The organism is Rubripirellula reticaptiva, from assembly GCF_007860175.1.
Lineage (GTDB): Bacteria > Planctomycetota > Planctomycetia > Pirellulales > Pirellulaceae > Rubripirellula > Rubripirellula reticaptiva.
In genome coordinates this window covers 841000-854694 of sequence record NZ_SJPX01000001.1, presented here as the reverse complement: position 1 = coordinate 854694, position 13695 = coordinate 841000, and the positions used below count along the sequence as shown (strand labels likewise).

At 55.2% G+C, this 13695-nt stretch carries 11 protein-coding genes; 2 read left to right on the top strand and 9 right to left on the bottom strand.

All coding sequences use genetic code 11. From position 1 onward, the window contains the following. Positions 1 to 186 precede the first annotated feature (186 nt). Complete coding sequence (locus Poly59_RS03210) at positions 187 to 3846, top strand: secretin N-terminal domain-containing protein (RefSeq protein WP_146532596.1); 3660 nt, start codon at positions 187 to 189, stop codon at positions 3844 to 3846. A gap of 256 nt (positions 3847 to 4102) precedes the next feature. Further along, positions 4103 to 4837 carry a hypothetical protein gene (locus Poly59_RS03205; protein ID WP_146532595.1) on the top strand — a complete coding sequence of 245 codons (735 nt, stop codon included), beginning with the start codon at positions 4103 to 4105 and terminating at the stop codon, positions 4835 to 4837. 56 nt (positions 4838 to 4893) lie between these two features. On the opposite strand, the gene Poly59_RS03200 is transcribed toward Poly59_RS03205, so the two are convergent. From Poly59_RS03200 to hpf, 9 genes are all read right to left on the bottom strand, one after another. Further along, the gene (locus tag Poly59_RS03200) at positions 4894 to 5724 is read right to left on the bottom strand and encodes an ABC transporter permease (RefSeq protein WP_186775990.1); all 831 of its coding nucleotides are present in this window, start codon (positions 5722 to 5724) and stop codon (positions 4894 to 4896) included. 66 nt (positions 5725 to 5790) lie between these two features. Continuing rightward, the gene (locus tag Poly59_RS03195) at positions 5791 to 6744 is read right to left on the bottom strand and encodes a cytochrome c (RefSeq protein ID WP_146532593.1); all 954 of its coding nucleotides are present in this window, start codon (positions 6742 to 6744) and stop codon (positions 5791 to 5793) included. A 72-nt stretch (positions 6745 to 6816) separates the two neighbouring features. Next, positions 6817 to 7539: a pyridoxine 5'-phosphate synthase gene (locus tag Poly59_RS03190; protein WP_146532592.1), complete on the bottom strand. Its 723-nt coding sequence runs from the start codon at positions 7537 to 7539 to the stop codon at positions 6817 to 6819. 109 nt (positions 7540 to 7648) lie between these two features. Then, positions 7649 to 9253: an Rne/Rng family ribonuclease gene (locus Poly59_RS03185; RefSeq protein WP_146532591.1), complete on the bottom strand. Its 1605-nt coding sequence runs from the start codon at positions 9251 to 9253 to the stop codon at positions 7649 to 7651. A gap of 2 nt (positions 9254 to 9255) precedes the next feature. After that, a complete protein-coding gene (locus Poly59_RS03180) occupies positions 9256 to 10191 on the bottom strand; it encodes a TIGR03936 family radical SAM-associated protein (protein ID WP_246151338.1) in 936 nt (311 codons plus the stop codon). A gap of 27 nt (positions 10192 to 10218) precedes the next feature. Then, positions 10219 to 11964 carry a phosphoenolpyruvate--protein phosphotransferase gene (ptsP, locus tag Poly59_RS03175; RefSeq protein ID WP_146532590.1) on the bottom strand — a complete coding sequence of 582 codons (1746 nt, stop codon included), beginning with the start codon at positions 11962 to 11964 and terminating at the stop codon, positions 10219 to 10221. 229 nt (positions 11965 to 12193) lie between these two features. Further along, on the bottom strand, positions 12194 to 12484 hold the full coding sequence (locus tag Poly59_RS03170; RefSeq protein WP_146532589.1) for an HPr family phosphocarrier protein: 291 nt from the start codon (positions 12482 to 12484) through the stop codon (positions 12194 to 12196). Further along, positions 12484 to 12963 (bottom strand): PTS sugar transporter subunit IIA, encoded by a 480-nt coding sequence (locus tag Poly59_RS03165; RefSeq protein WP_146532588.1) that lies wholly within the window; start codon positions 12961 to 12963, stop codon positions 12484 to 12486. The genes Poly59_RS03170 and Poly59_RS03165 overlap by 1 nt, the downstream gene beginning before the upstream one ends. A 134-nt stretch (positions 12964 to 13097) precedes the next feature. Continuing rightward, a complete protein-coding gene (gene hpf, locus Poly59_RS03160; protein WP_246151337.1) occupies positions 13098 to 13520 on the bottom strand; it encodes a ribosome hibernation-promoting factor, HPF/YfiA family in 423 nt (140 codons plus the stop codon). Positions 13521 to 13695 lie beyond the last annotated feature (175 nt).

The following is a 13695-nucleotide window of genomic DNA, read 5'->3' as shown; positions in this document are numbered from 1 at the left end:
TTTGAACCGGACGGTCGCCAATACCGTGCCCTCGCGTCAAGACGAAAACCGATTCATCGGACCTTACCAGCCATTTTGGCTGTAGGGATTGTGCCGCATTGGACGATCACTCCGGATAAGCGGGTGAGCGCTCTACGGAGGCCCGTGTTTGAGTCCGAATTACTCTCGGTATAAGGGTGGTCGCGAATGCGCCGCTTCATAGCTTTCTACTTTTCGGTTGCTGTCATCGCAGTCTGTTTTGTGCCTGCGGTTTCGGCCCAGCAAGCCGGCAGTCCTCAATTGCGGAAGCTGGCTGTTCCTGCGGAGCACGCCAAGTCGATCGCAACGAAACTGAGTCTTCAGTTTCGTGAGATCCCCGGCGTTCGTATTGCTCCCGACGAGAAGAACAAGCAGCTTGTCGTGATGGCCCCCGAAGGCATGCAGCAAAACATTGCACGCGAAGTGCAGTCGATGTTGGCATCACACGTTCAAGCGAGCACGTCGCTTGAAGGACGATCGCCGCTTAGCGTTGCCCTCAAGCAAATCACATGGCGTGAATTTGAAGACGACCTGCAAAATCTGTCCGACACGCCACTTTCGGTTACGACCAGTCGCAACGGTGAACGGGCTGCCTTCCAATTGGTGGCTGTTCCGATCGGTGGAACGACAGTCGAAGTCGATCGTCGTAACAACTCGGTCACCGTCATCGCCCCGACGCCGTCGATTCCTGGTTGGGAAAAGATGATCACGACTTTGGACCAAGGTCGCAGCGGAACAGATGATACGACCAGCGTGCTGCGGCTCAAAAATGCAGAGCCCGCGCCGGTGCAACGTGCGATTCGATTGCTGAAGGACTTAGAAAGTCGGCCCGGGCAAACGATGGCTGCGGCACAGGTTGGCAATTTGTCGCCGTTTCGCAACGCCGTTTTCCAACAACCTGCGGGCGGTCAAATCGGTGACGGCCAAGGCGCCGCGACGGCAGACGTTCCCGCCGATATGCCGTCCGACGAAGGCGGCGCCGGTGTGATCGGCGACACCCAAATTCAGTTTGTTCCGGAACTTGGAACGATCATCATTCGTGGTGCTAAACGGGACGTCCAGCGTGTCATGGACGTGATCAAGCAAATCGAAGATCAAAGCGAAGTCACCAAGCCAGATATCGAAGTCGCTCAACTGCTGCACGCCGATAGCAATGCCGTCGCCGCGCTGTTGCAACAACTTTACACGGATGTTTTGTCGGCTCGCCAAGGCGAAGTCAGCATCACTTCGTTGGACTCGCCGAACGCACTGTTGCTGATCGGCCGCACCGAAGCGATCAAGAGCTTGAAGGAATTGATCGCCAAGATCGATACGCCAGTTGCTGAATCGAGTCGCTTGCGAGTGTTTCGATTACAGCATGCGTCAGCAGTCGACGCCGAGCAATCGATCCAGGCGTTCTTTGCGGATCGTCCGGGTGCCGGTGACGATTTGCGTCCTGCACTGGGGCCAAGGGTCCGCGTGCTGGCCGACTACCGAACCAATTCGTTGATCGTCAGTGCCGCGCCGCGTGATTTGGAAGAAGTCACCCGCTTGGTCAATGACTTGGATGTCCATCAAATCACGGCACAAAGCCAGATCAAGATATTCCCATTGTCCAATGCCGTTGCCGAAGATCTAGCACCCGTGCTGCAGTCTGCGATCAATGGCGAGGGCGAAGGCGGAACCGACGACAATATCACTCGTCCATCAACTACACTTTCGATCGTCAGTATCGATTCTGAGAACAATCAGCTTCTCGACTCGGGTATCCTTGCCGGGACCGTGATCACGGCCGATACCGGAGCCAACTCGATCGTTGTTCGTGCACCGGCTGCCAGTATGTCGTTGATCGGCGAATTGATTCGTCAGCTCGACCGGGCTCCTGGCGTCGAGTCACTTGTAAAAGTATTCACCATCGAAAATGGTGACGCTGTGAAGTTGACGACCGCGCTACAAGACTTGTTTGGTGATGACGCTGCGACCAGCGGAACCAGTGTTGGTGCCGGTAATCTTGGCGGTCTTCCACCGACCAGTGCAGGTGGTGACAACTCGTTGGTGCCGCTGCGATTTAGCACCGATCAACGGACCAATGCGATTATCGCGAGCGGTTCGTCCAACGACTTGGATGTCGTCGAAAGCATCCTATTGCGTTTGGACAGCGAAGGCTTTGCCGAACGTATTACCGAAGTGATTTGGTTGCGTCACCAAGCGGCCGCTGACGTGGCAACCGCATTGACGAGCTACGTTCAACAACGGACTCAATCGGTCAACTCGATCCAGCAGTTTCAACAAGGGCTTGGTCCTTATGACTTGCCTGATCGCGATTTAATTGTGGTTGCGGAACCGGTTACCAACAGCGTCCTGTTGAGCGTGTCACCGCGGCTTTACGAAGACGTCCGTCGTATGATCGATCGACTGGATCGTCGGCCACCTATGGTGCTGATCAAGGTGCTGATTGCCGAAGTGTCGCTCGACGATGCGTTTGAAATCGGTGGTGAAGTCGGTCTGCAAGATTCGTTGGTCTATGACCGTGGTGTTGCCTCGGATGCCCTTGGAATTGCCAGCGTGCCAGGGTTCAACTTTAACGCATCGGGCCAACCTAACCTAAACCAGGTTAATAAGGGAACCGTCGCAAGTCGTGGTGTGTCGAGCTTTGGTGTCGGCACATCCAACTCGGCGCTCGGATACGGTGGCTTTGTGTTGAGTGCGGCTAGCGATTCGGTCAGCTTGTTGCTTCGCACACTGCAAGATGCGGACCGACTGCAAATCATCAGTCGGCCTCAAATTATGACCGTTGACAACACCGAAGGCTACGTACAAGTCGGTCGCCAAATCGCTCGGATCCGTGACGTGACTCAAAACGTCAGCGGTTCGTTGGTATCGACCGAAGACATTGAAGTCGGCTTGATTCTGCGGATTCGACCACGCGTTGGCAGCGACGGATTGATCGTCATGGAAGTCGATGCCACACGTTCGGCACGCGACGGAGTCAACGGAACGCCAATTCCGGCAGGTGACGGATCTGTGGTCATCATCGACGACATCATTCGGACAACTGCCCAGTCGGTCGTCGCGGCCTACAGTGGGCAGACAGTGGTGTTCGGCGGCTTGATCCAAAAGAGCCGGTCGCAGTTTAGTCGTCGAGTGCCTTACTTGGCCGATATTCCATTGCTTGGGTACTTCTTTAAGTACGAGCAAGAAATCGAAAGTCGCAAGGAAACCCTCGTCGTCATGACACCGATGCTGGTCACCGGCGAAGAAGATCTCGAATACGTCAAGCAAACTGAAACCAGCCGGATGAGTTGGTGTTTGGCCGACGTCGTCGAAGCCCATGGTGACGTCGGACTAAGCGGTGGCTATGGATTATGGGGACCAGCAACAGGTGCCGTGATCTATCCCGACCTGCAGCCGACCATCGACCAAGTCATCATCCAAGATTCGTATCCAGTTGATGGTTCGTCGCCCTACTATGACTCAACGACAATTGATGCGAACAGTGTGATGGAACTGCAAGGTCAGGGAATGCCTAACCAGGGATTCTCGTCACCGGTCAACGAAGCACCTCGCATGCAGACGCCGATCTACACCGAACCCTATGTTCAACCGGGCGGCAACTTTCCGACACCTGCCGCACCTGTAGCACCGGCCATGCCAAGTTTGCCAGCACCGCAAGACGGTAGCGTGCCTCAGGCATCCAGCCAGTTCCTGCCGGGCGGTGCCAACCAAGTTAGTTGGATCGATGAGGTGACGCGTGCTCAGAATACGAAGTCGCAAGACTCTGGTGCAGCGAATCGTCCTCGGCCTAATCGGATTGGTTTCGGCCAAAGTGGAATGTTAGGAAGCGATTGATTTGCCCCGCAGCGATCAATCAATATGGACGGGCAATGATTTGCCCGTCTTTAGGTAGCACGGCTTTCGCAACCGGCAATCACGACGGACACCGTCGTGCGAAGCCTCTATTTTGACCCCATCATAAACGGACTCTGTGATGCGTATATCACGACGACATTTCGCTACATCAATCGCCTTGATGATCTCGGTCAGCTCGGTTGGTTGTTCGACGTTCCAAAAAAAATCCGACAAAACGAGCAAGGCGAGCAAGTCGATGTTTGATCGTTTGCCTTTTGTAGGCGACAAGTCAGACAAGACTCCGGATCCGTACCCTAATCCGGTCAAGATGGCCGCGACTTGGGCGCCGGATACGTTGGTCCAAACCGGACGAACGCCAACACGTGGCTTTGGCGGTCGTGTGTTCTTCTATGATGAAAAATCACGTCCTGTGCCCGTCGATGGGACGTTGGTCGTGCACGGGTTTGACGACACCGTGGAAGCCGCTGAAAAGGACGCAAAGCGTTTCGAATTCACGCCCGAACAATTTAAGCGTCACTTCAGCCAAACGGACCTTGGTGCTTCGTACAGCGTGTGGATTCCTTGGGACGCAATTGGTGGTGCCCAGCGACGCGTGTCATTGGTGGCTTCATTCAAGACCGCCGAAGGACATACCATTCAGGGAATTCCTGCGACGGTTCAGTTGCCGGGTGTGAAAACGGCAAAGACGGCTGAGCAAGAACTGGCAAGTTTGTCGCCTCAGTATCGGCAATTCCGAGACGCAGCGGACGGCAACGCGCCCAAGTCGGGACTGACCACCACAACAATCGCGCGGCGGCAGGTTCCCATCGGACGCACCGGAGTGCCGGGCCTGAATGTTCCTTCGGAAATCGGATCACCGTCACGGATGATTGCGACCGGTGGCAACACGCCTTCGGTCGACATTCCCTCGATGAAGCGTTCGATCGGAACAACGATCCGGCCAGCTAGCGCAACGATGCCATCGCAGTAATAGCTTTGGCCATCGTTGAGGACATTGGCAATGAAATTTTGACAGTGTTGTTGTTGCTAAGCGTTTCCACCCGCGACAATTAGCGAGATGCCAATGCCTAGCAGCACGATGCATCCGAGCAAGTACTTCCACGTTTCGCGTGGATTCTTGAACACGTAATAGATCGTGTAGGGTGGCAAGATCGCAAGGAACCCTTTCGACATTTGCTGTTTGAACGCGTGGATGACGATCATGCCGAAGGCACCGACTCCAAAGGTCGTGAATGCCGAGCCTGACAAGATCAAGAACGTGCCCATTGGATTGAAGGTGATCGTTTCGTCCACGCGACGAGACGCATTGACCGCAAGAACGGCGATACAAAGACCGCTCATCAACATGAACAACACTAGCGCCAGCATCCACCACGGCATACCGGCGCCAGCTAAGACGGCGTCGTCAAGCTTCTTGGCTTTGATCATGTCGGCTTTTGCTTTTTCAAGCGCTAGCGTTCCATGGCTGATATCGACGCCAGCGGTCTTGTGAGACTCCATTCGTACGCCGGACTCTTTGTGATAACCGCACTTGGTGCAAAACACTGACCCAGCCGCCATTTCGGCGCGACACGCCGGGCAAACCTGGGCAACGTGAGCGGAAAACCCTTCTTCGTCAAACAGGTCGTCCATGCGGCCAGGCTTGACGGCGGTGGGAGCCGGAGATGCCGGTTTGCCAGCTGCAGCTCGTTGACCGCCAGGGACTTGCTGGCCACCGGCTGCCTTCTGGCCGGTCGGGGCTGCACCACCCGGAACGCGAAGAACGGTCGCACACCCCGGACACTTGACGGCTTTCCCAGCCATGGTATCGGGGATTTTAAGTGCTTTACCGCACTGGCATTTGACTTGAATCGGCATATTGAACGAACGAAGGAGAGTTGGGAAACCGTCGGTTGACCATCATTCTACTTCCCAATCGAGACCTTATCGATACTGCTCGTGACAAGCGTCGCAGCGTCCACGGATCTGGCTGACCCCGGCGCGAGCCCCTTCGAAATCGGCCCGTTCGATCGCCGCGACGACTTTCTTTGAATCGGCGGTCATGTTGCGGCTGAGTTTTACGTAATCGTCGTCGTCTGCTTCGTCCATGCCTTCCTTCGTCAGCACTTCGCCTAACATTGCGATCAGTTCGGCGTCGCGTTTGACTGCATCGATGTTCGATTCAATCGAGGCTGCGTCGCGGCTGTTTCCTTCCAGCGAGTCGACCAATCGCTCGGCGTACTCCATCAACGGTGATCGGTCAGCAATTTCGGACCAAACGTTTTCCGGTTCGGCCTCGCGAGAAGCTAGCCCTGTGCCCGAGACCAAGTCTTGCAAGTCCGCTTTTCTCAGCTTGGCTTCGTTATAGACCTGGGTCGATCCGGCTTTGCAGTTGAATGCAGTTCGAGCCAACAAGTCGCGGGCCGCACCGGCTTCGTCTTTCCATCGTACATCACCGCTGTGTTGCTGGATCACCGCGAATAGCATCGCCAAAACCGACAGGTCCAAACGAGCGTCCTGGTATCCGCCGCTATTGAATGCACCGGGGGTCGTGATGATAGAATCGAAATGCAAACGCACTCGCTTGATTTCATCTTCTAACGAAACCGGCGAAATCAAGCCGGCCCACGAGTCCGCTGATGATTGATCGGGCTGTTGAGTTTTAGTCGGCTCGTTGGCTTTCGCTTCGCTCGCCTTGCGAAGTGAAGACAACGAAGGACGCTGGCCGCGGATCGCCTCGTCTAGGTCGTCAAAGAAGATCCCTCGAAGCTGCTCGGTGGAAACTTTGGGCGCCGGTGCACGACGCTCACCGCGTGGATTGTCGTCGCCCCAAACCAACGAACCGGCGACGACGCATCCGGCGATCGAAATACCGATAATCGATGAGTGTCGCGACATGAGTGCTCGTGAAGGTTCGCGTCGGTTTGAAGACGGCTTGATGTAGTGTGCCGCGGGTCGTTCAAGTTTACTTTACGGCGCGTATAAATCCAAAATCCGCCGCATTTCCGCGACGGCTTCTTTCATGCCGACCATGACCGCGCGGCTGACGATCGAGTGGCCGATATTCAGTTCGATCATGTCAGGGATTTGGGCGACATTCCGAACATTGGTGTAGTTCAGCCCATGTCCGGCATGCAAACGCATGCCCCCGGTCGTGACCGCTTCGCCGGCGCTAGCGAGTCGATCGAGTTCACGTTTTTGGTCATCGCGACGAGCAATCGCATACGGCCCGGTGTGCAGTTCAACTGCATCGACTCCAAGCTCGGACGCCGCACGAATTTGATCCATATCGGGATCAATGAACAAACTCACCAGGATGCCGGCATCCTTCAATCGCTGTACCGCCGATTTGACTCGGCCCGAATCGCCGGCGACGTCCAAACCACCTTCGGTCGTGACTTCTTGGCGGCTTTCGGGAACCAACAAGCCCCAGTCCGGCTGAGTCCGACAACAAATGTCGACGACTTCGTCGGCACACGCCAATTCCATGTTTGTTTTGACCGTCACGGTTCGCTTGAGCAACTCGACGTCGCGGTCTTGGATGTGACGTCGGTCTTCACGCAAATGAAACGTGATCCCGTCAGCGCCGCCCTGTTCGGCGAGCGCCGCAGCAATCACCGGATCGGGTTCGTATGTCCGCCGCGCCTGACGTACCGTCGCGATATGGTCAATGTTGACGCCAAGTTCAATCATGGGGCAGTGGGGTTTAGGTGTTAGGATTCAAATTTTAGGAAAGCACATTGGTCTTGGGTGATCGACAAGTTTCCTAATGCCTATCACCGAAGACCGAATACCTATTCCCTTAGCTATCGATTTCGACTCGTTCGCCGTTCTTATCGCGGCAATCGAGTTCAAGGTGTTCTGGGTACAGCGCTTCGCTGCCCAGGATTTGAACTGACATTTTCCCAGTGTCTTCCAACAACATCACGTCCCGACGTTTGCGGTTGTTCAGGTGTGCTGCGACATGATCGTTGACTCGGATCGTCACTCGTTCGATGTGCGTGTTCTTTGCTGCCAGCGCCAACGTTCGGATTACCTCGATCGACATGCTTTCCGCTGTCTTGACCAAACCACGGCCTTCGCAACACGGACAGTCGTTGTAGATGCTACGTTTCAAGCTCGGACGAATCCGTTGACGCGTCATCTCGATCAAACCGAATGGGCTCGTCCGCAAAATCTTTGTTCGGGCGCGGTCATTCGCCATTGCATCACGAAGGGTTCGTTCCAACTTGCGTCGATGGCTTTCCTTTCGCATGTCGATGAAGTCGTTGACGATCACGCCACCCAAGTCACGCAGTCGCAGTTGACGTGCGATCTCTTTGGCGGCGGCCATGTTCAAGCGGAATGCGTTTTCTTCGGCTGAATCATTGCCGCGGAAATTGCCGCTGTTGACGTCGATCGCAACCAAGGCTTCGGTGGGGTCGATAACGATCGAGCCACCGTCTTTCAATTGAACTTGGCGAGTGTTGATCTTCACGATTTCTTGTTCCAGCTTGTACTTGTGGAACAGTGGAACGTCGCTGTCGTAGTACTTCAATCGGTCGACGACTCGCGGCATGCACATGTTGAGGAAGTCGCGAGCCTTTTCATAAGACTCTTTTTCGTCGACCAAAATTTGGTCGATGTCGTCGCTGTAGATGTCCCGAATCGTTCGGATGATCAGATCGCTTTCTTCATAGATGACACCGGGTTCTTTGGTGTCCGCGATGCGTTTGACGATCGATTTCCAAAGCCGTAGCAGGTACTCGAGGTCATTTTCAAGTTCGTTTTCTTTGCGACCCGCGCCGGCTGTGCGAACGATGAACCCGAGTCCCTTGGGTGGATTGAGCGCAAGCAAGCAACGCTTCAGTCGCTTGCGATCGTCTTCGTCTTCGATCTTGCGGCTGACCCCGACGCGTGCGAGCGAGGGCATCAAGACCAAGTAACGACCGGGGATCGAAATGTAAGTACTAAGGGTAGGGCCTTTTGTGCCGATGCCTTCCTTGATCACTTGCACCAGGACCTCGTCGCCGCGGCGAAAGATTTCTTGGATCGGTGGTTTGTTTCGCGGTCGTCCACCTTTGAAGGCGTGCTTGGATCCGTGCCCCGTGTCACGTGCCCGTTTGGCGGCGGCTTCGGCCATCTCGTCCGATTCTCGCATTACCTCGGCCGGATCGTATCCGCCTTGGCGAAAATACTGAGGCTCGACATCGCTGATGTGCAGGAATCCGTTGCGACCGACACCGAAGTCCACAAACGCAGCTTGAATGCTGGGTTCCAAATTGACGATTTTGCCACGGTAAATGTTTCCGGCAAAAGCTTCTACGCTCTTGCGTTCCATGTAAAGCTCTTCCAGTCGGTCGTTCTCCAGCACAGCAATGCGGCATTCTTCCGGTTGCAGCACATTGATCAGCATTTCTTTTTTCATCGTTAAGCACCTCTTACGGGTGTTGGGCTGGCTTGATGCGATTGCATAGATTGCGTCAATCGCATGGACGCCGGCGGTGATTGTGTATGGATTGCGATCTCGTCGAGATCGTCGGTTTCAAATTCGTTGTCCAAATGGACGTTGGTTCGTGTGATCGTGGCGCCGCGATCGATCCAGTCATCAAGGCCAAGCAGTTCTAGAACGTCATCGGGACGTAACGACGCGGCGTTGGTGGCGATCAGCGACAGAACGATCGAGTTGCGTTCGGATTCGTTGTCTTCTACATCGATCCGCAATTCGTGGATCTGCTGGGCGACTTGCAAGTTCACCGTTTTCTTTTTGCGCTGGATTGAAACGGACTCGGACGCAAGCAACCGCTGGATCGATTCGCCGATCTGGTTCCAATCAACTGGCGAGTTGGTTGGTTGCTCGTTTGAGCCATCAAGATTTGAATGACTACGACTTGAAGGGTTGGAACTGGAAAAGCAGGGGCTCGAGATTCGATAGTCCGTGCGCGCCAGTTGGGCTTTGCCGAAACCCTCGGGAAGGCGCTTGACCGAAACGATCGACATCCCCGGTTGATTGTCACTGACCAATCGATCCATCAGCTCAGCAGGAGTGATCGAGTTGGCAAGTTCAATCTCGATGACTTCATTCAATCCTTCCATTCCGAGTGCCATCGCCGATGGAAAAACGAATCGCGGTTTCGGTGTGAAGCCTTCGGTCATCGACAGTTTTAAGTCGGCTCGGCGCGCCATCCGCTCCCACAATCGAACCAGATCCTGGTGACCGATCCATCGCAACAGACCGGTTTTTGCAAAACGGATTCGGTAACGAATTCGCAGTGCAGCTAGTGACGATTGGACCACCGATGCCGATGCCGCCGATCCGTTAGGATCGCTTGTGCGTGGCTCGTCGGTGTTGGATTTAGCAGTCACAAAAGCAGTAGTAATGGAAAAGGTGGATTAGGTCACAACCAACTCGGGTACCAGATCACCCAGTCGATCTAGCAGGTACATGTCAACGTCTCGCGCCGCTTCGAGTTTCATCACCCGCGCCGCAATTTCTTGGCACTGATTGATCGACACGCTGCGGATTGCCTTTTTGACTCGTGGCAAACTGGACGGTGGGACGCTTAAGTTTCGCACGCCCATCCCTAGCAGCAGCAGAGCTCTCGCTGGCATGCTGCTCATCTCTCCGCAAACCGCCAGCGACGTGTGTGCGTTGTCAGCGACTTCGACGCATCGGGCGATCAAACGCAGTACAGCTGGGTCGCTGGATTGGTACAGATCGGCGACGTATTCGTTGCTGCGGTCGACGGCCAAGGTGTACTGGGCCAAATCGTTCGTACCGATCGAAAGGAAGTCAACTTCGCGAACGAAGTTTTCCAGCATCACGACAGCTGCCGGAACTTCGACCATCATGCCGACGGGGATGTCGCCGCGGTAGGGAATGCCTTCGTCCTTCAAGTCTTCGGCCACCAGGTTCAACAGCATTCGAGCTTGGCGAAGTTCAGCGATGGTCGTGATCAGCGGAAACATGACGCGAACATCGCCGTGAACGGCGGCTCGCAAGACAGCACGCAATTGTGGTCGGAACAAGTCCAAATTTCGCAGCGACAAACGGATACTGCGCAGCCCCAAAAACGGATTGTGTTCTTGTTCGACAAGTGGACGATGGCCCATCTTATCGGCACCCAGATCAAGCGTGCGAATCACGACAGGACGCCCGCACATTTCGCGAACCACTTGGCTGTACGCTTGGTAGTGATCTTCTTCGCTGGGTTCCTGTTCGCTGGACAAATACAGAAACTCGGTCCGGTACAAACCGATGCCATCGGCACCGCGCTCGATCGCCGCGCTCGTTTCATGCGGGAACTCGATGTTCGCATTCAATCGAATGCGGACGCCATCGGCCGTTTCAGCGGGCAAGTCGCGAAGCTCGGCTAGCCTTGCGCTGAGCGAGTTGCGTTGCTTGATTCGCTGTTCATAGTGTTTTAGCGTCGTCGCATCGGGGTTGATGATCACTCGGCCGCGATCACCATCGACAATGACTTGGTCGCCCGCACCGACGCTGTCCAAAAACGGTCCGATGCCGACGACGGCTGGCAATTCCAATCCTTTGGCAACGATGGCCGTATGGCCGCCCGCGCCACCGGTTTCGGTCGCAAAACCGCGAACGTACCGGCGATCCAGATTGGCTGTTTCGCTTGGCGTTAGCACATGTGACAGCACGATCACGGGCTCGCTCAAATCAGACATCGGCCCGCGCTTGACAGCGCCGAGTTCACGCAAAAGTTGCTTTTCGATGTCCAGCACATCTTCGGCACGATCCGCTAGAAACGGATTGGATAACTGCCGCAACGCCGCTGCATAGTTGTGCAGCACGCGATTGACCGAATACGCAGCCGTCAGGTATTCCGTGTTGATCCGGCGACGCAGTTCCGCGTGCAGTCGCGGATCATGCAGCATTTGCAATTGCGCGGCAAAGATGTCGCCGGTGTGTTCACCAGCAACCGCAGCTGTTTCCAAGCGGCTGGTTTCAAGACGTGCCGAGACTGCGTCGACGGCTGACTGCAGGCGCGCGTACTCCTGGTCCGCCTGATCGGCGGGGACTACAGAGCGAGGAATTTGATAACCATCCGCATCCAGCACTAGCGCCGGACCGATAGCGACTCCTGGCGAGACAGGGATGCCTTGCAGTTCGACCATCGTCGTGGGACAGATCGAGACTCACGCGCATCGCGATCTCTCTCGTGTTGTAGCGGCCGAACCGCTACGGACGAGAAATCGGTATGCGTTGGGGGCCGCTCCAGCAGCACCACTTTCGTGACGCGATCCATCAAATTGTTCGGTTTGATAAGTTGTGGGATGGGGCAGCGGGGAGGTGGGGAGGGCGGCCAGCGACTCGGTTTTACGAGTTGACGGCAGATTCGATCCTTTACTTCTCGCTGGTATCGTCAAAGCCCGCCTCGAAGAGGGCGGTGATTGAGTCGATTGCATCAGCCGCATCGATGCCGTCGGCAGTGACCGAAAGCTCGGTCCCCTGCGCAGCACCGAGTGTCAAAAGCGACAAAATGCTTTTACAATCAACCCATTCACTGTTTTTCCCGATCCGGATTTCTGCCTGATACTTGCTGGCCATTCGGACCAATAAGTCCGCCGGGCGTGCATGCAAGCCTTCGGCGTTTCGGACGACCACGGTTCGGGTCAGGGAGGCGTCGGTGCTCATTAGCCAGACACAAATTGATTGTCGTCGGCTTCTTGCAGTAGTTGTTGAATATCCTCGGGCGTCTTGCTTTGCTTCAAGAAGCGGCAAAACGTATCGTCCCGAAGTTGTCGCGAGATATTTTCGAGAGCGCGCAGGTGGTCGCCTGGGCGTTCGGGCGGGCTGATCAGCAGAAAGAACAACTGAACACGTTCGCCGTCGAGCGAATCAAAGTCAACGCCGCTTTCGCTAACGCCAACGGTTCCAACCAGCTTTTGAACGCTGGGGTGTTTGGTGTGAGGAACGGCGACGCCGCGGCCGATGCCGGTGCTGCCGAGTTCTTCACGCTTCATGATTGACGAAATGATGTCGTCGCGCTGGTCCGCGTTGATTTCACCGGCATCAAGCAACGCTTGAACCAGTTCTTCGATCACGGTCTCTTTGGTCAACGACGTTAGTTCGGCCCGAATGGCCTTCGTCGTAATAAAATCTGCGAACTTCATTGGGTTGCGATTCCTCGTCTGGAATTCTTGGTTGTGAGGTATTCCGCATCACACGTAATGACCGCCGCCTGCGAAGATCATTGTCGGTGATCTCATGCCGCGAAAGTCAAATGTTCCGATGCGGTAGTCGACGCTCAATCTTCGTCAGCGACGACCGGGTCGATGTGTTTGATTCCGGTGGCTCGGTGGCCGGTCTTTTTTTCTTTCAGTCGGCGTAGCTGCTGCTCAACCTTTGGAATGACCGCATCAAGTGCTGCGATCACGGTTGTGCTTTCAGCGGTCGCCACGCAGTCTTCTGCGTGCTCGGCCGAAACTTTGATCTCGACGCTAGGCTTGTCGAGTTGCTTCAGGTCGATCGTCACTTCGATGGCGTTGATTCGATCGTATAAACGACGGAGTTTTTCAACCTTTTCGACGACCAACGGTTGGTCTCCGGGTTGCAAATTACCATGACGCGCCGAAACGTTGACCTGCATGTTGCCACTCTTTCTCTCAGTGATGTGAACGGGAAGTTTCGGCCATGAGTTTCCATCGCAACAAATTGGATCTGGAATCATGGTTTCCATCAGCGCCGACGTCGTCGATTCGAACATCTGTGCCCGGCCCACGAAACTTCTGCCTAACTATCCCAAAGCATAAGCGACATCGTCGCTCAAGAATAGCGATCCTTTCGACTTATCTGCGTGTATAGCTGACGCCCCATGACAATATTGGTGGCATCGTGTTAAACTT